This window comes from Streptomyces sp. NRRL S-118, assembly GCF_000716335.1.
Taxonomy (GTDB): Bacteria; Actinomycetota; Actinomycetes; order Streptomycetales; family Streptomycetaceae; genus Streptomyces.
Window position 1 is genome coordinate 452,632 of the sequence record NZ_KL591004.1, and the last position, 17,183, is coordinate 469,814.

The 17,183-nt window shown below is 67.9% G+C and carries 20 protein-coding genes and 3 pseudogenes; 17 read left to right on the forward strand and 6 right to left on the reverse strand.

Translation table 11 applies throughout. From position 1 onward, the window contains the following. Positions 1-53 precede the first annotated feature (53 nt). Positions 54-347, forward strand: coding sequence for a hypothetical protein (locus IH00_RS0111370; RefSeq protein ID WP_031072318.1), 294 nt, complete (start codon positions 54-56; stop codon positions 345-347). A 262-nt stretch (positions 348-609) separates the two neighbouring features. Continuing rightward, positions 610-1,143: an NUDIX hydrolase gene (locus IH00_RS0111375; protein WP_031072320.1), complete on the forward strand. Its 534-nt coding sequence runs from the start codon at positions 610-612 to the stop codon at positions 1,141-1,143. Here IH00_RS0111375 and IH00_RS37235 read toward each other — a convergent pair. After that, positions 1,121-2,464: pseudogene (locus IH00_RS37235) on the reverse strand (hypothetical protein). The gene IH00_RS0111375 and the pseudogene IH00_RS37235 overlap by 23 nt on opposite strands. A gap of 268 nt (positions 2,465-2,732) precedes the next feature. Between IH00_RS37235 and IH00_RS0111390 the strand changes: the two are divergent. Continuing rightward, complete coding sequence (locus IH00_RS0111390; RefSeq protein WP_234334822.1) at positions 2,733-3,083, forward strand: hypothetical protein; 351 nt, start codon at positions 2,733-2,735, stop codon at positions 3,081-3,083. Next, positions 3,064-3,778, forward strand: a pseudogene (locus IH00_RS43950) (site-specific integrase); the annotation flags it as partial. The gene IH00_RS0111390 and the pseudogene IH00_RS43950, both read left to right, overlap by 20 nt. 481 nt (positions 3,779-4,259) lie before the next feature. Here IH00_RS43950 and IH00_RS40120 read toward each other — a convergent pair. Continuing rightward, positions 4,260-4,481 (reverse strand): annotated as a pseudogene (locus IH00_RS40120) (transposase); the annotation flags it as partial. Positions 4,482-5,444: 963 nt separating this feature from the next. Here IH00_RS40120 and IH00_RS0111400 point away from each other — a divergent pair. Continuing rightward, on the forward strand, positions 5,445-5,801 hold the full coding sequence (locus IH00_RS0111400; RefSeq protein ID WP_158827785.1) for a hypothetical protein: 357 nt from the start codon (positions 5,445-5,447) through the stop codon (positions 5,799-5,801). A 713-nt stretch (positions 5,802-6,514) separates the two neighbouring features. Here IH00_RS0111400 and IH00_RS0111405 read toward each other — a convergent pair. The 3 genes from IH00_RS0111405 to IH00_RS0111415 form a co-directional block, all read right to left on the reverse strand. Next, positions 6,515-7,225: a creatininase family protein gene (locus IH00_RS0111405; protein WP_234334823.1), complete on the reverse strand. Its 711-nt coding sequence runs from the start codon at positions 7,223-7,225 to the stop codon at positions 6,515-6,517. A gap of 19 nt (positions 7,226-7,244) precedes the next feature. Further along, positions 7,245-8,372, reverse strand: coding sequence for an NsdA family TPR-like regulatory protein (locus IH00_RS0111410; protein WP_158827787.1), 1,128 nt, complete (start codon positions 8,370-8,372; stop codon positions 7,245-7,247). Between the two features lie 187 nt (positions 8,373-8,559). Then, positions 8,560-8,940, reverse strand: a complete 381-nt coding sequence (locus IH00_RS0111415) for a GntR family transcriptional regulator (protein WP_052411323.1) — start codon at positions 8,938-8,940, stop codon at positions 8,560-8,562. Between the two features lie 399 nt (positions 8,941-9,339). Here IH00_RS0111415 and IH00_RS45045 point away from each other — a divergent pair, with 399 nt between their 5' ends. The 8 genes from IH00_RS45045 to IH00_RS0111455 all read left to right on the forward strand — a co-directional run bounded on the left by IH00_RS45045 (position 9,340) and on the right by IH00_RS0111455 (position 15,083). Beyond that, positions 9,340-9,474, forward strand: coding sequence for a hypothetical protein (locus tag IH00_RS45045; protein WP_267882558.1), 135 nt, complete (start codon positions 9,340-9,342; stop codon positions 9,472-9,474). A gap of 197 nt (positions 9,475-9,671) precedes the next feature. Continuing rightward, a complete protein-coding gene (locus IH00_RS0111425) occupies positions 9,672-9,989 on the forward strand; it encodes a hypothetical protein (RefSeq protein ID WP_031072339.1) in 318 nt (105 codons plus the stop codon). Then, positions 9,986-10,627, forward strand: coding sequence for a GGDEF domain-containing protein (locus IH00_RS0111430; RefSeq protein ID WP_031072341.1), 642 nt, complete (start codon positions 9,986-9,988; stop codon positions 10,625-10,627). Before IH00_RS0111425 ends, IH00_RS0111430 begins: the two co-directional genes overlap by 4 nt. After that, positions 10,627-11,802 (forward strand): hypothetical protein, encoded by a 1,176-nt coding sequence (locus IH00_RS0111435; RefSeq protein ID WP_031072342.1) that lies wholly within the window; start codon positions 10,627-10,629, stop codon positions 11,800-11,802. The genes IH00_RS0111430 and IH00_RS0111435 overlap by 1 nt, the downstream gene beginning before the upstream one ends. After that, positions 11,802-12,164, forward strand: a complete 363-nt coding sequence (locus IH00_RS0111440; RefSeq protein ID WP_031072343.1) for an RRQRL motif-containing zinc-binding protein — start codon at positions 11,802-11,804, stop codon at positions 12,162-12,164. The genes IH00_RS0111435 and IH00_RS0111440 overlap by 1 nt, the downstream gene beginning before the upstream one ends. A gap of 26 nt (positions 12,165-12,190) precedes the next feature. Continuing rightward, on the forward strand, positions 12,191-12,415 hold the full coding sequence (locus tag IH00_RS0111445) for a hypothetical protein (protein WP_031072344.1): 225 nt from the start codon (positions 12,191-12,193) through the stop codon (positions 12,413-12,415). 94 nt (positions 12,416-12,509) lie between these two features. Further along, positions 12,510-14,690, forward strand: a complete 2,181-nt coding sequence (locus IH00_RS0111450; RefSeq protein WP_031072345.1) for a cell division protein FtsK — start codon at positions 12,510-12,512, stop codon at positions 14,688-14,690. A gap of 141 nt (positions 14,691-14,831) precedes the next feature. Further along, entirely contained in the window at positions 14,832-15,083 is a 252-nt protein-coding gene (locus tag IH00_RS0111455) for a hypothetical protein (RefSeq protein ID WP_031072346.1), read from the forward strand. A 15-nt stretch (positions 15,084-15,098) separates the two neighbouring features. On the opposite strand, the gene IH00_RS0111460 is transcribed toward IH00_RS0111455, so the two are convergent. Then, positions 15,099-15,380, reverse strand: coding sequence for a hypothetical protein (locus IH00_RS0111460; protein ID WP_031072347.1), 282 nt, complete (start codon positions 15,378-15,380; stop codon positions 15,099-15,101). A gap of 56 nt (positions 15,381-15,436) precedes the next feature. Here IH00_RS0111460 and IH00_RS0111465 point away from each other — a divergent pair, with 56 nt between their 5' ends. Genes IH00_RS0111465 through IH00_RS0111480 form a run of 4 tightly spaced genes read left to right on the forward strand, consistent with a single transcriptional unit; the run spans position 15,437 to position 17,098 of the window. Next, on the forward strand, positions 15,437-15,625 hold the full coding sequence (locus tag IH00_RS0111465; RefSeq protein WP_031072348.1) for a hypothetical protein: 189 nt from the start codon (positions 15,437-15,439) through the stop codon (positions 15,623-15,625). 11 nt (positions 15,626-15,636) lie between these two features. Beyond that, on the forward strand, positions 15,637-16,254 hold the full coding sequence (locus IH00_RS0111470; protein WP_031072349.1) for a hypothetical protein: 618 nt from the start codon (positions 15,637-15,639) through the stop codon (positions 16,252-16,254). Next, on the forward strand, positions 16,248-16,529 hold the full coding sequence (locus tag IH00_RS0111475; RefSeq protein ID WP_107064445.1) for a hypothetical protein: 282 nt from the start codon (positions 16,248-16,250) through the stop codon (positions 16,527-16,529). Before IH00_RS0111470 ends, IH00_RS0111475 begins: the two co-directional genes overlap by 7 nt. A 17-nt stretch (positions 16,530-16,546) precedes the next feature. Beyond that, positions 16,547-17,098, forward strand: coding sequence for a hypothetical protein (locus tag IH00_RS0111480; protein ID WP_052411324.1), 552 nt, complete (start codon positions 16,547-16,549; stop codon positions 17,096-17,098). The last annotated feature ends 85 nt before the right edge of the window (positions 17,099-17,183 follow it).

The window sequence follows — 17,183 nt, forward strand, 5'->3', positions numbered from 1 at the left end:
CTCTCCCGAATCAGGCACGTGAGGGGCACGCTGCGCTGTATCCTCCCGTCGCTGTGCCGATGCCGCTCATCGTGATCAACGTCGAGGGCAGTCTGCTGCTGGGCCTTTTCATGCTCTTCGTTGGCGAGCCGCTGCTGATGACGGTCGCTTACTGGGCTTTCCTGGCTGTCATGGTTCCGATCTTCCTTGTGACCACCGCTGGGAGCCGACCGCCCCAGCCACAGCGGGGTTTCCTACCTCAGCCCGCATGCACGCAGCGCGCCGCCGGGCGCGGCCAGCCGGGGCGAAGACAGGAGGCAGGCCGCGCCGCTGAGGCGGCGCGCGCCCGCGCCGTGCGCGGGCCTTGATGAAGTAGAGGAAGTCTTACCGCAGCCGGGGTCGTGCTGCTAAGTCTCTGGCTGCTTCGGTGGCGGCTCTTTGGACCGGCGCGCCCGGGCAAGTGGAAAGCGCGGCAAGCGCACAGCGCCGCAAGCACGGCCCCAGTAGCGCCATACGCGCCGAGGCGCAGAGCGGCCCCAGCAGTCTTCCGTGCGTCACGGGCGTGCCGAACCCCGATGGCTTCCATCCCAGTTCTGAGATGCTGAAGGCCGATGGAGAGGGGCCGCCGCGATGCAGTGGAAGGTCCACGGGGAACGTCCGATCTACGAGAACAAGTGGGTGAACTTGTGGCTCACCGACATCGAGACGCCGGACGGTAACCGCTGGGAACACCACGTCGTCCGCCTCCGCCATCTCGCCGTGGCTGCAGTCGTCAACGGCCACCGCGAGGTCCTGCTGATGTGGCGGCACCGCTTCATCACCAACGCTTGGGCGTGGGAGCTGCCCATGGGCCTCGTCGAGGAGGGCGAAACGCCAGCCGAGGCGGCGGCCCGTGAGGTCCTGGAGGAGACCGGCTGGCGCCCCGGGCCCATCAAGCCGTTGATCTACGCCGAGCCCGCCAACGGCATCACCGACTCCCAGCACCACGTCTTCCGCGCCGACGGGGCGACGTACGAGGGGCCGCCGACCGAGAAGAACGAGTCGGACCGGGTTGAGTGGATCCCGCTGGCCGATATCCGGGGGATGATCGACCGCCGCGAGATCGTCAGTAGCGGCTCCCTCGTCGGGTTGCTCTACGTGCTCATGGACGAGGCGATCCGCTGACCTGCCGGGGCAGTTCCTCCCGGAGCCGGGCCTCGAAAGCCACCGCGGCCGGCTCCCGGCGGAAGGGCCCCAACTGCTCGTAGAACTCCCGAAGGTGACCGGCGACCCGTCGGGAGCTGACGGCCGCCGCCGGCGCCAGGGCGTCCATCGCCGTGTGGCACGCCTCGTCGAGCTTGCCGCGCTGGAGCTGGGTGCGGGCCAGCCAGAAGGCGTGGAAGGCACGGCCCCGGTGATTCGATCCGTGTTCACGGCGAAGGGTGTCCGCGATCAGCGGTTCGGCAAGGGCGGCTTCGCCCAGGCGGCCATGCGCGATGCCGGTGTCCACAATCAACTTCGGCTGGTCGAAGTAGGCCACCCAGGCCGGATCCGGATCGTCGGCGCTGACCCGCCCGAAGTGGCTGTGGGCTTCGGAGATCGCGCGGTGCGTGGCACCGCGGTTCCCGAGGACGGCGTGGGCGAAGGCTTCACGCATCGCGAGCATGGCCAACACGCAAGAATCGTCCCCTCAGCGCCTCGGGCCTGGTCCTGCGCGGCAGTGACGAGTGCGAGGGCGTCTCCGGGCTTGTCCTGGTACGTGGCCTGGAGGCTCATGCAGGCGAGAACGTTGGCCATGAACTGGCGGTCATCCACGGCCTTGGCCAGGCCGAGGGCTTCGGTGAAGTAGGCGCGGGCCTGGTTGTACTGGCGGGCGTCGAAGTAGGTCCACCCGGTGAGCCGGGCCAGCTCGGCCGCGATGCTGTGCAGGCCGTTCCGCATGGGCGTGGGGCGCTGCTCCTTGAGGAGACCCACGACGTACCGAAGCTGGCCCACCACTGCCGGCCGTAGGGTCTCGCCGCCGTGCTCGTCGTCCCGCCGCCAGTAATCCGCGATCGACGAGTGCAGGGCGTCCAGCGTCGAGAGGCTGAGGTCCCGCTCGGCCGCCAGGGCGAGGATGCTGTCCACGTCCGCCCCGGGCAAGCCCGACGCCACCTGCGTGTCGGTGGGCGGTTCCTCGGCAGGTTCACGTGGTGTGACGGTCAGGTTCTGCGGGGTCTCCCATGCGCGTCGGGCCAGGCCCAGCATGTGCCCGGGGATGCGCAGTCCGTCCGAGATCCGCTCGATCACGTCCATGTGCAGCAGTTGCCGACGCCCGGCCATCACCTCGCCGACACGGCTGGGGGTGAGATCGCAACGCCGCGCGATCATCGATGGGTAGATGCCTGCTCGGGCCCTGACCAGCTGGAAGATACGGCGGAAGTCTCTGGCCTGGCATTGCCTCGATCATCACCGGATCCACGAGCAGGCTGACCGGGAGATCCTTCGAGCGGGATGGCTCAGGCATCGGCACGCTCCGGCGTGATGACTACGGATCGCTACTCATGACCAACCATGGGTGCTGTTACCCAGGTTGGGTAATCCGCCTGGCCTTTCTGGCGGTTCCTGCGGAGCGCGATGCTCTTGGCCATGGTGAACGGACAGGACGACGTACGGATGACACTGCGGGTGTCACGCGACTCCGGCCGCACATGGAGCCCCTTGGTGGAGGTGCGGGTGGGGAAGAAGCCGTTGATCCCGGACGGCCGCGGCTTTCCGCCGTGTACGTGCGGCAGATGCGCGCGGCAGAGCACCATCGACGCCCTCCGGGCGATGCCGTGATGCGTTGCGCGCAGTGGCGTCGGCTGCCGCTGGACCTCGCGCGGGAAGCGCAGGCGAGGTCGACCGCAGAATGCCTCGATCGCGTCGTGCAGTGCCGGCTGTCCAAGCATGACGCCGGTGAGCACTACGGCCTTCTCGACGACCTCGAGTACGGCACCGCGCTCTGGCTCCGCTGGGACGAAACAGACGTGGAACTGGTCGTACTGCCGGACTGCCCGATGGTCGGACCGAGCCCCGTCCGGGAGGGCTGCTGCCTGTTCGCCGACCACGCCGAACAGCACACCTGGCAAGGAGTCGGTGCCTGAACGGCCCGTTGCCACTGTCTCCCAGGGGCGCGGTCGCCGACCCGATGGGGCCGCGCTGGCGGCTGAGGTCCGCCTCGCCGCGTACGGTCCGGTCCGCCCCGAGGGCCAGGCGGCCATACGGCGACCGGACGTCGACCTCGGCACCCCGGCGTGTAGGTCCGCAGGGCCGAACCGGAACTGACCACCGGTCGACGCGTTCAGGGCGACACCAAGTCGGAGGCGGGACGGTGCTTCATGGTGCTGCCCGCCTTCATGGCAGAGGACCTCCGCCGACACCTGGACTGGTACGCCGAGAAGGGGCCGACCGGACTGCTGTTCGGGGGGAGAGAGGAGGGCAAGCCGTTCCGGCGGTCCACCTCGCGGGCGGAAGTGGCGCAAGGCCCGGACCGCCGTCGGCCTGCCTGACGACTTCCGCTTTTACGATCTTCGTCACACCGGTCACACGCTCGGCGACCCGCTCCGGCGCCGGGCTCAAGGACACGATGGTCCGGACGGAGCAGTCCGACAAGGAGTGTCAAAAAGGAGGTCGTTGCGGGAGCGCGAGAAGGCATCGGGCACTCAACGGGCACGACAAGGCTGACCTGGTCCGGACAACAACAAAGCCCCGGGCCGATGGCCTGGGGCTTCTGCGTGGAGCGGGTGACGGGAATCGAACCCGCGCTCTGAGCTTGGGAATCCGGATGCACAAGAGCTAGATAGGGTCATGACATGCAGAAACGTCGACCACCGGGGTTCATGAGTGGATGAGTATGGTCCCTCATTTACCGTGGCTGACCGCCGTAGGTGGTGCAAGGTGGTGCGGCGTGAAGCCGCTGGTGAAGGTTTCCCACCGAGGAGCGGTCCGGGCCTTTAGCCTGGCGGAGGATACGAGATTCGAACTCGTGAGGGGTTGCCGCCAACATGCTTTCCAAGTCCTTTGGTGCTGTTGACGGCTTGTCTGGGGCCGTTCACCTGTGTTCATGGCAGTGCGGCGTGCGAAACGGAAACTGAGACGGTTCGTAGCGCTGGGCTTCTCAACCGGCGGGGAATGGCGGGCCGCAAGGAGCAGACGAGTGGTGCCGCCGAGTCGCTCCCGTGGGCACCTGTCATCGTCGGTCACCACCGTCCACCTTGCACGGCCCGGAGACTCAACGCTCCTCCTGCCGGCAGATCCTGTACGGCGTGGGCAGAGCATCGTCCGGTGCCGTGCCGGGTGTTGCGGCGGGCGATGACCGGCATGATGCCTCGGGCACGGATCTAGTCGCGGTAGATGTCGTGGTCATAGCCGCGGTCGGCGAAGAGCGAATCGGGCTTGCGACGAGGGCGGCCGACGCGACCGCGGATGGTCGGGATGGCGTCGAGCAGTGGCAACTGGGTGACGTCGTTGCGGCTGCCGCCGGTGAGGATGACCGCGAGCGGGTCCGCAGGCGTCCGTGCTTATCCGCCGTTGTACGCCCGTGTTGTCACGTAGTCAGACACTTACTCCCGCTGCCCGTCACCCGCGCCACCGCTGTGGCGTAAGTGATCACGGCCCCTTACGCTGGCCCGCAATTGTGCAGGTTTGTGAGCCTGCTTCCATCTTCGTGGAACTCGAGTTCCTATTGTATTTGGCCATCTCGCCATGTGAGCAGGCCCATGGCTCAAATTCCTCTCCAGCGTAGAAGGTGATTGCGGTAGGCTTTGATCATGATGAGACGGCTGGGTTCGGCGATCGGCAGCGTAGCTCTAGCGGCGGGGGTGCTAATGGGAGGAGGTGCGGCGGCCCACGCTGCTCCTCTCGATCTCGATAAAAATGGGTGCTCCGTTGGTACGACGAATGGCGGGCATACCGTCGGCATAACCTGCTATAACCGCTACGAGGAAGTGAGGTTCTATTTTTGCGGTACCAGCACTTGCGGCTGGACTGGCTGGATATCATTCCGCCGGTATGAGGCGGGAGGCAGTTGGATAGCGGGACCATACACGAGGGGCGACTACTATTCTGGGACATATCAACTGCGTGGCTAAGGGCTTGGGTTAAACTGCCTCATGCACCCGCACTACGACGGATATCGGCCCCGTAGTAAGCGCTGTTGAGTGGAAATGGCATCACCCAATGGCGACTTCTGCGGGGCTCCCATGTGTTCCGCGTGCGGCAAGCGTAAGTCATGTACCGTGCCGAGACGTTTTGGTCTCCCTATTTTCGGTTAATCTCCGAGTGGGGCATCGTCCTGTCAGTGGTTGTACTCTAGGAAGAGTTAAACGAAGAGTGACACTACTGCGCTCGTGACTGTGAAGCGTGGCTATGCCGCGATGCAGCAGCTCTCTGCGTGGCTCCACATGACCTATGGGCGGTGAATCGGTAGCATCATGGCAGACGGCGGGCAAGTGACATACTGGCGCGTGGCTATCACGGATGTTCAGCGAGGCGTGACAAACTTGCTCAGCGAGCATCGCGAACGCGCCCCGGCTGAGATTGACTTCGATGCTCTCCTTATGGTTGCAAAAGCAGGGCTCTTCCGCTTGAGCCTGATGAGCAGGGATGGCGAGATTCCGGGCATCGGTGTAGTCGACGCGATTGTCAAGTCAGTCGCCGTAGACGAGGTGGTGACTCGGACGGCGACATACCGCATCGAGCCTTACCCCACAGTGGACGGTGCCTGGAAGATCACGGAAACCGGGAGCGGTTCGGTAGTAGCAGAGCGTTGCGAGGGGTGGCATGACGCTGTCTATCGAGCGATGCAACTAGGCGACTATTAACCAGCCCGCCGGCTGACCACTACAACTGAAGAGGCCCACGGCTCTGACCACACCAGATGCCGTGGGCCTTTGTCGTTGTCGGTCGGCCTCGGCTTACCTCGCACGGCCCAGACTTTGCGCCGGTCGGTCGAGCGGATTGTGGTATGGGACCTAAAAGATCAAACGTTCCAGATGTCGGTGGTGAGAAATGCACGAAACGCGTCCTTGCGCCCACTGAGGAACTGCGTCCTGGTGCAGCGCTCTGACCTGAGAGGATTTTCCGTATGAAGCCGTCGTTCCCTCGGAGGGACTTTGCATTCCGGTCCACCTCTGCACAATGGCGCCCTCATAGCGTCGTCTGTCAGGCAGGGCGGTGGAGCGGCTTTGGGCTGGAGCCGCTTTGGCGCGAGTGATCATGGCCCCTTACGCTGGCCCGCGGATCGGGCGGGTCTGTGAGCCTGCCCGTTAGTGCCCGATGTGGGGCCATGATCTGCGAGGCTCGCGCCAAAGTGGCTGCCAAATGCCGTGGAGCCGACCGCCCCAGCCACAGACGGCGTCTCCCGCTCCATGCCCGTAGCCGCCGGGCGCGGCCAGCCGGGGCGGAGACAGGAGGCAGGCCGCGCCGCAGAGGCGGCGCGCACCCACGCCGTGCGCGGGCCTTGATGAGGTAGGAGTAGTTCTACCGCGCTCGTCAGCGCCGCGCGCCCGCTCAGACAAGCAAGGCATGTGACGATTTACGCCTCGTCGAGCGCCTCCAGGTGATCCGCGAAGCTGGTCGTGAGGCTCGCCAGAACCGACTTCCCCTTCTCAGCCGTGGCGTATGAGGGGAAGCCGATGACTCCACTTTCCGTGTACGCCTTCATGCCCAGCGTGAGGAGGAACGGTCGCTCGCCCCCGTCGTGATCTGCTTTCTCATAGCCCGGCCGTACAAGGCTCGGCTCCGCATGAAGCAGGATCGACGTCTCGATCTCTCCCGCGTGCATGTCGTCGAACGAGTTGCTGACGAGGCCGGCGTGCTCACGCGCCCGGCGCCACTCCCGGCTCTGAGGGAAGACGCTCATTCGTGGCTCGGTGAGGTTGGCTTCCTGGACGATGTTGGACAGCACGTAGTTCCCGCCGTGTGCATTGACCAGGACAACCTTCCGGATGCCGGAGGCTTCCAAGGAGTCCGCGATGTCCGTGATCAGCGCATGAAGTGTCCGCGCGCTGATGCTCACGGTGCCCGGCCAGGTGCCGTGCTCATGGCTGCACGCGATCGTTATGGGCGGCAGCGCGAGCACGGGGTACGCCTCAGCCAGCTCGCGGGCGATGGCACAGGCGATAGCCGTGTCCGTGATCAGCGGCAGGTGGTTCCCATGCTGCTCGTACGATCCGACCGGCAGCACTGCCACGCGCGGTTCCTGTGCCTGGACATCGGTAGTCGTGATGTTGGGTAGCAGGCTCACAGCTCTCCTCAGATCCGGGTCAGCTCTCCTTTATACGGCCCAGGAGCCGATTCAGTTCGGCGATCTCCACGAGCTTCCGCCACCGCGTGAGGAGCGGCTGAAGCCGCCCCAGCTCGGCGAGGATGCGGGCTGAGCCCGTCGCTTGCGCGATTGCCGCCGCCTGTGATGCGGCGTTGTAGGCCCCTTCCACGTCTTTGAGCTGCGCGTACGCCGTGGCGAGGCGAGCTAGGCAGAGTCCCCGGTCTCGTTGCTGCTCGGCAGGCCACCGGGTCAGGCTTGCCTCCAGAGCCTGCACCGCGTCTTCCGGGTGCTGGAGCTGGAGTGAACAGTTCGCAGCTTCCATGTCGATGTACGAGACGGAGCAGTACGCAGCGAGGCCGCCGTCCTCCTCCGGGGCCTTGTCGGCGAACACGCGAGCTTCGTCCAGGGCGCGTGTGCAGTCGTCCGCCTGGCCGAGCAATGCGTACGAGTTGGCGCGTGCCCGAAGAGCCACGGCACGTACCTGGTTGGGCAGCTCCTGGGCGTGCTTCAGCGCTGCATTGGCGAGCCCGGCGGCGTACCCGGCCTGGCCAGCCTCAGCAGCGATGTTGCTGCGCCTCTGGAACACGTAGGCGCTCAGGGCTGGGTCGTCCAGTTCGGCCGCGTAATCGAGCGCGCGATTAGTCCAGAGCATGGCCGACTGTGAGTCGCCGGTGTCCTGATGAAGCCAACCGAGAAGCTCCGAGTACCGCGCCCCCACCCGGACCACGTCATCCCGGAGTGGGCCGGACGCTTCCTTGCACAGTTCCTCGATGAGCGGCATCTGGCTCTGTACGGCCGGCACGAGAAACCGGGGCCCAACTAGAGGTTCTGCCTGGACATGCTGAACGAATACCGACTTCAGGTAGCCGAGGACCTCAGGGGTCGCCTTAGGGGCCGGGGACCGTGGGGTTGGGAACGTGGGCAGGGTGTCGAGCTGGGACGGAGCTGTTTCCAGGGCTAGGCCGAGTTCCATGCGGGTCGTCTGGTAGACCTCACAGAAGAGGGCCTGGTACTCCTGCCCCGGCTCCCGCCGGCCGTTCTCGAACATGGAGATCTGTGTCTTCAAGCTCGATCGCGAGGCCAGCTTGATGCCAAGCCGTAAGGCAGCGTCCTCAAGCGCGTCCATCAGCTCAGCTTGGGACCACCCACGGGCCACGCGAGCCGCTTGCAGTTTCGTCTTCATCGCTTCCCCGACGTCAGGCGATGCGGGCGGACTCTCATCATGCCCTGACGCCCCGCCTGACGTGGGGAGTTAACAGGTAACAGGGGCCAACTGTTAACCCTGTCCACTGCGTATCTGCGCGAGTTGCGGCCTACTGGTTCTCGTCAACGGGTTCGCGGTGAGGGGCTTCAAGCCGCTCAACGCGTTCACGAAGCTCGGACAGTTGGGAGGTGAGATGCGTCAGTTGGTCCTGAAGCTCGCGGAGGCCCAAAGCGGTCTGCTGAGCCGTGGGGTCGCCCTTCTTCGGATCAATCACGTACGTGCCGCTGCCGCGACGGCCGACGACGAGTCCGTCGTCCGCGAGCTGCCTGTACGCGCTCTGCACCGTCATGAGGCTGACGCCCAGCTCCTTGGCCAGGCCCTTGGCGCCAGGCAGTTGTCCTCCTGGGGGGTACGTGCCATCGGCGATGCGGTCGCGGAAGTTGGCCGCGATCTCCTTGGCGGCAGGGGGCCTCTCAGGCTTCCAATCCATGCCTAGAGCGTATCCAACCTAGGTCACTTCCCCTTCGTCCCTGCAAGGCTTGACCCATCAAAGCAACCTAGGTAACTTCATCCATGTCGACGAGATACCTAGGTAACTCGCTCGCTCCGCTCCGGCGTGTCCCGTGAAGACGGGATCCCGATTGAGGGTTACCGCGCCCGTCGGAAGTGGCCGTTCCTTGAGAACTCAACAGTGTGACGAGATCGATCGACGGGGGTGGCGCCCCGTCCCCGTGGCGGCCGGGTGATGACCGTCGTGACCGCACTGCCTCTCGAAGCCCTTCACGGGGGTTGTGCTGGCTTGCGGTCGAACCGCCCCGATGGTCGTAGGCCGGGTTCGACTCCCGGCCGGGGCACTGCGGCAACAAGGCCGCACGCCAAAGGAGGCGACATGCGCCGGATTACCCAGCCCCGCCATCCGAACGTTGACCAGGTCGGCACCGACGTCGAGCACAAGGGCGAGCCGCACCGCATCACGGACGTCGGCGGCAACTACTTCACGCTGGTCCGCCACCGCGACGGATGAGCCGAGAACGTCAGGATCGACGACGTCAACGGCCAGTAGCAGCGCAGCCCCGATGGTCGTAGGCCGGGTTCGACTCCCGGCCGGGGCACCGCCCCGCCGCACACGCGGCATGGGGCCTCTCGCCGGAACGGTCGCCTGTCACCACAACACCGCGACTGCCCCGGCTCCATTCCGTCCCTTCGACACAGGAGCCATACATGCGTACGTACATCGGCACCCACCGGGTGCTGGACGCCGCCGAGTTCGCGGAGCTGGCGCTCGGTATGGAGGAGCTGCCTGCCGGTATCGACCGGGACCTGTTCCGGGGCCCGCTCACCCCGGAGACGGCCGAGGAGCGGGCGGCGCGCCTGGACGTGGCCCGTGAGGTCATCGCGGACCTGGCGGCTGAGGGTGAGGCCGGGGACGAGGTCGCCGGGTGGGACGCGCTGTACGCCGACGCGCTGACCCGCACGGTGCCGTTTCTCCGTGCCGCCCGCACCGCCGGCCGTTCCGCCGGGGCGGGGGCAGCGGCATGAGCCAGACACTCAGCACCCTGGCCGCTGCTCTCCCGCTCGCGGCTGGATGGTCGGTGCACAGCTTGCGGCTGCGGCGCCGGATCGAGGCGGCCGGCCGCGATCCGCTGACGAGCCTGATGCGCCGTGAGGCGTTCGAGGCCCGCGCCGGGCGCGAGCTGCGCAAGGGCCTCACGGCCGTGGTCGTGATCGACCTGGACGGCTTCAAGGCCCTGAACGACACCCACGGGCACGCGGCCGGGGATGTCGGGCTGGTCGTCGTCGCCGCACGGCTGAACGACTGGGCGATCCGCATGGGCGGATGTGCCGCTCGGCTTGGCGGGGATGAGTTCGCCGCCGTCGCCACAGCCGCGCACCAGGTGGATCTGCTGTCGGCTCTGGAGGACCTGCACGAGACGCTGCGCGAGCCGTTCACCTTCGACGGCGAGCCGGTGGAACTGGGCGCCTCCATCGGCGCGATCCGCCACGACGACGAGTTGGCCGGCACTCTGCCCGCGCTGATGCGCCGGGCGGATGAGGCGATGTACGTGGCCAAGGAGTCCGGGGGCGGCTGGTACGTCGCCGAGGGCCTGGCCCCGGTACGCGACACCGTGAACGGCCGCCGCGCCGGGCGCCCGGGCACCGGCCGGGAGGTGGCGTGATGACCACCCGAAAGCCGCTGACCACCGCGCAGAAGGTCGTCCTGACGGCTGCGTTCGTCCCCATGCTCGCCACCGGCATCGCGGGCGGCTGGGGCACGTACAGCAACATCAGCGGGGCCTACGGCCCGGGGACGGCTCTGGGAGCCGTGGCCGCCGGTGAGGGCGCGACCGCAGTTCTGGGCCTGGTGCTGCTCGGGCTGACCATGCTGGGGCAGTCCTCACCGGGGATCATCCGGTTGGGCTTGTGGGCCCTGCCCGCCGCCGCGTCCGTCATGGCCGCGATGGCCGCTGACGACCCCGGCCGCACCGTGATCTACGCGGTGACCCCCATGGGCATGTGCGTGTCTGCGGAGGGCATGGCGTTCCTCGCCCGCCGCATCGTCGTCCACCAGGACGGCCACGATGCCGAGGCGGCAGCCAGGGCCGCCGCCGTGGTGCGGGCCCTGGCCTATCACCAAGCCCGCGCCGCCAACCACCCCGACGAGCGAGTCAAGAAGGCGTCGGTTCGCAAGTCCTGGAAGCTCGCGCGCAAGGTCGGGCTGGGGGATGAGTCGCTGGGCGGGTTGCTGCTGGACATCCAGCGCGACGGCATCACCCACGGTGCGAGCGCCGCCCTGTCGGCGATGTTCGCAGTCGCCCCCGGCGCCGACCGGCAGGCCATCGAGGCAGGCGGACCGCTGACTCCCGAAACTGCTACAAACCATGATGAATCGGCAGAGTACCCCTCAAATCGGTTGGGGTCTGACCTGCACAAGTCGGCCCCCCAGCCGGAGTCGGCCACAGAGGAAAATGGCGCTCTTCAGGCGGCCGACTCGGAGCCGACTCGCGATCAGTCGGCTACCCCCGAACAACTGGCCCGCGAACGCGTCCTGGAGGGTCTGGGACTGCCGACCGAGGCGCCGAAGACGGTGCCGGTGAAGTCGGTCGCCGCTGTGCAGTCGGGTCCCCGCCGGGCGACCGGTCGGGTCCCTGAGTCGGCCCGCAGCAGCCGCCCGACCCGCACCCCGCAGGAGCTGCTGGACGAGGCGCGCATGGTTACCGCCGACTGGCCCGACGAGGGGCTGACGGCTGACGCGATCCGCAAGGCGGTCCGTACGTCGGCCGCCAACGGCCGCATGCTGCGCGACGCGCTCAAGGCCGAACGCGCCGGGCGCGCTGAGGCGACGGCTGCGTAATGGCCGCCCGCCGACGCCTGTACGACCCCACCGGCGAGCGCTACGGCATCCCCACCTTCCCCTGGCGTATGGCGCCCGATGGCCTGGCCACACGCCGCCAGCTCCGCGCCCGCGGGCTCCGCCTCTGGTACTCGCGCCGCTACTGGTGCAAGGGCACCAGCCCCATCCGCGTGGCGTATCTCTACCGCCTCGACCTGGCCAAGCCCGTCCGGCCGATGACGCCCGCGAAGTGGGCGGTTCTCGCCAAGGCGAACGCCGCTCAGCGGGTGTGCCCCGAGTGCCGGCGGGATGCCGGATACCGCATCCCGACCTCACTCGGCATGTGCGTGAGCTGCGCCGACGCGCCCCAGGTCGCTGCCTGAACCTCAACAACCCAAGGAGATCCACTGTGAGTACACAGACCACGGCCCTCACGTCGCGGAGCACCGAGTTCCACTACATCACCACGGTCCAGACCCGCGACGGCGTGCTGAACACCCGCGACGGGCTGCTGACCGTCCCCACAGGGTTCACCCGCGCCGAGTGCTTCACCCACCTGCTGGGCCAGCTCAAGGCGGAGTACGGATCGCCGATCAGCGTCCTGTACTTCGCCCTGGAGCCCAACCAGCTCTGACCCGTACGGCTTCGCTCAGCGGGGCCCGGACGATCTGCCCGCCAAAGCGCCGTCCGGGCCCCTTCCAACCCTCCGTTTCCGGAAGGAATCAGCAGTGAACCACGACGACGAAAGCGAACTGTTCAACCGGCTCGAAGCCGAAATGACCAGCGACACCGCGTCTGAGACGGGCGCGGAGGTGGTGGACCTGGACAAGGCCCGCTCCGCCCGCCAGTCGGCCGCCGACCCGACCCCGGAGCCGGACCCGACCGCCCGCATCATGGTGGACGGGCCGGAGCAGAAGGGCCCCGGCTACCTGGGGCGCCTGGCGGGCGCCGTGCGCCGCCCGATCGTCCCGGCCTGGCTGAAGTCCACGGCCGAGCTGAAGACGGCAGCCGGTTGGGTCGCCCGCCACTACGGCCACAAGGCCGGTTACCACGCCTTCCGCTCCCCGGCCTACGCCGCGCGCCTGGCGATGCAGGCGCCGCGTGGGGCAGCGAAGTTCATCGGCGGCACCATGCGGTGGGTGGCCGACAAGGAGGGCGAGCCGGTACGGCTGGCGATGGTGCAGAAGGAAGACGCGGCCACCTACCTTAAGCTCTCGCGCCAGCGTGATGGCCGCGTCCGGCTGCGCACCCTGGTGGTCATCCTGGCTTCGTTCATCGGCCTGGGAGCCGCGCTCGCCCTGTACGTCCTCGCCCCGGATTGGCTGCTGACCCTCTCGGTCGGCGCGGTCGTCATGGCGCTCGGATATGCGGGCCAGGCGGAGGACGCGCCGGTCATCAACCGGGCGGTGGAGCTGCCCAAGGCGCAGAAGCTGACCAGCGACATTGTGCTGCGGGCCCTGGCTGCGCTGAGCATTTCGCAGATCAACCAGGCGATCGCCAAGGGCCGGGACGGGTTCGTGTTCACAGCTCCGATCACCCGTGACGGTCCCGGCTGGCGCGCTGAGGGTGACCTCCCGTACGGCGTGACGGTCTCGGATGTGATGGACCGCCGTGACCGGCTCGCCTCCGGGCTGCGTCGCCCGCTGGGTTGCGTGTGGCCCGAAGCGGTGCCGGATGAGCACACCGGGCGCCTGGTGTTGTGGGTGGGGGATCAGGACATGTCCAAGGCCAAGCAGCCTGCCTGGCCGCTGGCTAAGTCCGGGTCGGTGGACCTGTTCAAGCCGGTGGCTTTCGGCACTGACCAGCGCGGACGCTGGGTGGACGTCACCCTGATGTACATCGCGGGCATCGTCGGAGCGATCCCCCGGATGGGCAAGACGTTCCTGCTCAGGCTGCTGCTGCTGATCGCCGCCCTCGACCCCCGGGCCGAGCTGCACACCTACGACCTCAAGGGCACTGGCGACCTGGACCCGGTGGGGGAGAAGTGCTCCCACCGCCACCGCGCCGGTGAGGACGACGAGGACATCGAGTACGCGATCCAGGACCTGCGCGCGCTGCGGGAGGAGCTGCGCCGCCGGGCGAAGATGATCCGCTCCCTGCCCCGCGACATCTGCCCGGAGTCCAAGGTCACCTCCGAGCTGGCCAGCAAGCCGAAGCTCGGGCTGCACCCGATCGTGATCGGGGTGGACGAGTGCCAGGTGTGGTTCGAGCACCCCAAGTACGGCGGCGAGTTCGAGGAGATCTGCACCGACCTGGTCAAGCGCGGCCCCGCCACGGGAATCACGCTGCTGCTGGCCACTCAGCGGCCGGACTCCAAGTCGCTGCCGACCGGGATCAGCGCGAACGCCTCCACCCGGTTCTGCATGAAGGTCATGGGCCAGATCGAGAACGACATGGTCCTCGGCACCGGATCGTACAAGCGCGGGGTGCGGGCCACGATGTTCGCCTGGGGTGACAAGGGCATCCACTACTTCGTCGGCGAAGGCAGTGACGCCCGCATCGTCCGCAGCGTGTACGTGGACGCGGTCATCGCGGAGGCGATCGCCTCACGGGCCCGCAAGCTCCGCGAGGACGCCGGCACACTCACCGGTCACGCGGCCGGGCAGGCCCCGGTGGCGGACGACACGGCGTCGTACGACCTGCTGCGCGACCTGCTGTCCGTCGTCGCGCCGGAGGAGCCGAAGGTGTGGAACGAAGTGGCCGTGGCGCGGCTGGCGGAGCTTCGGCCGGAGGTCTACGGCGGCTGGGAGCCGGAACAGCTCACCTCCGCGCTCAAGCCGTACGGCGTCCCCACGGGCCAGGTGTGGGGCAAGGCCGAGGACGGCAAGGGCGCCAACCGGCGCGGCTTTGAACGCGCCAAGCTCACGACCGCGATTGCGGAGCGTGACGGAAAGCGGGATGCGAGCTAGACGGAGATCGTCGCTAGACCTAGCGGGCACCCTCGCTAGGTCTAGCACCCCTGCTAGCGACCCATATACAACCTGATCAGCCCGCTAGTGCCTAGCGGGCTCCCCCTCACACACCCTTGAAACCGCCCTTGGAGGCCCTTTGTGACCCTCATAGCCGCCGCTAGCCTGCTGACCCTGCTGTTTACGCTCTGTTACGCCGCTCTGTGTGCCGCCTCGCCGTTCGGCAACTGCCGCAAGTGCAAGGGCTTCGGCTACGCGCTCAAGACCGACCGGCGCGGACGGCTCAGGCCCGGCAAGACCTGCCGCCGCTGCCACGGCGACCGCAAGCGCATCCGCATCGGCCGCCACTGGTTCAACGTCGCCATGCGCATCCACCGCGACGGCACCCGCTGACCCATCTGACCCGCATCACCCTGACCTGAGTGCGGCTTCCATGCGCTCCTGCCAGTCGTCATCGGCGAAGCCGGTCGCCATCAGCACGTCGCGGTAGTCCTGGTAGGCCAGTTCGAGCAGCGCCAGCAACTCGTCCACGTCGCCAGCCGCACCGAGCACGATCGCTGTTTGCACGCGGTCCACTTCCCAGTCCGACCAGGTGTCGGCCCACTCCTCAAGGAGCTGGATCACCACTGAGGCGTCCGGGGCCGGGAAGTCGCGGCGCACCCGCGCGCTCAGCCACTGCGCTTCGCCCATGCCATCCCCCGTTCCGCCCGCCAGGCGCGGACCTCCCGCTTGAAGGAAATTCTTCCATGGCTGTGACCCTCTCGCTCGTCCTTCTGTTCGGGCTCGTCCTGTTCTTCCTGCTGCGCGGTAAGTCGCTCGGCTACGGCTCGGCGTTCATCGCCGTGATGTTCGGCTTCTTCCTCGCCTCCACCGGCGCATCCCGCCCGATCAATGAGCTCACCGCCGCCGTCATCAACGCCATCCCGGACCTCTGAGGAGACAGGCCGTGAACGAACCGATCGTCACCCGGCACTGGCTGGCCATCGCCGCGCCCAAAGCGGCCCCCGTCCTGGCCACCTCCACCGTGCTGATCCTGGGCCGGATCTGGAACGCCAACGGCGCTGAACACAGCGTCGGCAACGCGGCCTTGATGGTCGTGCTCGCCGCCGGTGCGGCGACCGCCGGCGCTTTCGCGTCGGCCGGACGCGCGGGTGACCCGGTCATCGCCGGGACCGCGTTCGCCACCTCCGGCGCCCTCGCCCTGGCGGGGGTGGCCGGGTACGCCGACGGGCTCTCGCTGCCGCTGCTGCTGTGGGCCCTCGCCACCGCCGTCACCTACGGCCTGGCCGCCCGCTACTGGCGCACCGATCGCCGCGAAACCCTCGCCCACGAACGGCACACCAGCCTGCGGCACGAGGAACACGCCCACGTCGAGCGCGTCGAAGCCCTTCGCGCCGGGGCGCAGATCCAGGTCGCCCGCGAGGGCGCGGCCTACGCCGAAGCCCTCGCTGCCGCACTCACCGCACGCGCCGCACTGCCCGGGTTCGACCTCGCCCAGCTCACCCGGGCCGGGCTGCCCGAACTGCCCACCTCCCGCACCGACACCACCAAGGAGGACTGGTGAGCCACCTTCCCCGGCTGCGTATCCAGCGCACGGCGCTTCCTCGCAACGCGCTGATCCTGACCGACACCCCGCGCCCCGACTGCCCGGTGTGTGAGGGCATCGGCGGCATCGAGCACCCCTACGGCAATCCCGAGACGGGCGAGTACGAGGGGTCGGACTGGGAGCCGTGCCGCTGCTGGGACGAGGGCTTGCGCTGGGTCCTGTTGCCCCTGCCGCGCCTGCCCGAGCGCTTGCGCCGCCGACGCGGCGGCTACAGCGACGAACCGCCCTTCTAACCGAGAGGAACACCGCCGTGTTCGAGATCCGCGTCATCTGCAACCCGGCCGACACCGACCGCGTCACCCGCCAGCTCGTGGCTACCTTCACCACCGGCGCTGTACGCCAGCACCCCACGCGCGACGGGGAGCGCACCCGCCTGTACGTCACCGCCGACCACAAGCCCGCCGCCGGGCAGTGGCCGACGCCGGACGAGGCGTACGCCAAGGCACCCAGCATCATCAGCGAAATCGGCTGGACCGCCCAGGCCGCCAGCGACGTGCGGCGTGGCCGGCAGGACGAGCGGGAGTTCTGGCTGCGCAAGGCTGCGCTGCTGGACCGCATCGCGCTGGACGACGAGAAGGCCGGCACCCACGGCGACGCTTGCACGCTGGCCCGCCGGGCCGGACGCCACCTGATGGACCTGGACGGCGCCGACAACACGTGCGACGTGCGCGCCTACATCCGGCAGCAGTACGCGGCATGGGCCAAGCCGGAACAGCGTGCCGAGCTGGTGGCCGCTGGGCGCTGCCCAAACTGCCAGTGGCTCGACTACCAGTGCAACTGCGCGGAGCACCCCAACGCCTAGATACGCCCGGGGCGGTCGCCTGTCACCACAACACCACGACCGCCCCGGCTCTCCGTCCCTTCGACAGAAACAGGAGAACACCCAG

Coding starts and splice junctions, on each gene's coding strand:
- IH00_RS0111375 (WP_031072320.1), top strand. CDS start 610: ATGCAGTGGAAGGTCCACGGGGAACGTCCGATCTACGAGAACAAGTGG.
- IH00_RS0111390 (WP_234334822.1), top strand. CDS start 2,733: ATGCGCGCGGCAGAGCACCATCGACGCCCTCCGGGCGATGCCGTGATG.
- IH00_RS0111410 (WP_158827787.1), bottom strand. CDS start 8,372: ATGGACGCGCTTGAGGACGCTGCCTTACGGCTTGGCATCAAGCTGGCC.
- IH00_RS0111415 (WP_052411323.1), bottom strand. CDS start 8,940: ATGGATTGGAAGCCTGAGAGGCCCCCTGCCGCCAAGGAGATCGCGGCC.
- IH00_RS45045 (WP_267882558.1), top strand. CDS start 9,340: ATGCGCCGGATTACCCAGCCCCGCCATCCGAACGTTGACCAGGTCGGC.
- IH00_RS0111425 (WP_031072339.1), top strand. CDS start 9,672: ATGCGTACGTACATCGGCACCCACCGGGTGCTGGACGCCGCCGAGTTC.
- IH00_RS0111430 (WP_031072341.1), top strand. CDS start 9,986: ATGAGCCAGACACTCAGCACCCTGGCCGCTGCTCTCCCGCTCGCGGCT.
- IH00_RS0111435 (WP_031072342.1), top strand. CDS start 10,627: ATGACCACCCGAAAGCCGCTGACCACCGCGCAGAAGGTCGTCCTGACG.
- IH00_RS0111440 (WP_031072343.1), top strand. CDS start 11,802: ATGGCCGCCCGCCGACGCCTGTACGACCCCACCGGCGAGCGCTACGGC.
- IH00_RS0111460 (WP_031072347.1), bottom strand. CDS start 15,380: ATGGGCGAAGCGCAGTGGCTGAGCGCGCGGGTGCGCCGCGACTTCCCG.
- IH00_RS0111465 (WP_031072348.1), top strand. CDS start 15,437: ATGGCTGTGACCCTCTCGCTCGTCCTTCTGTTCGGGCTCGTCCTGTTC.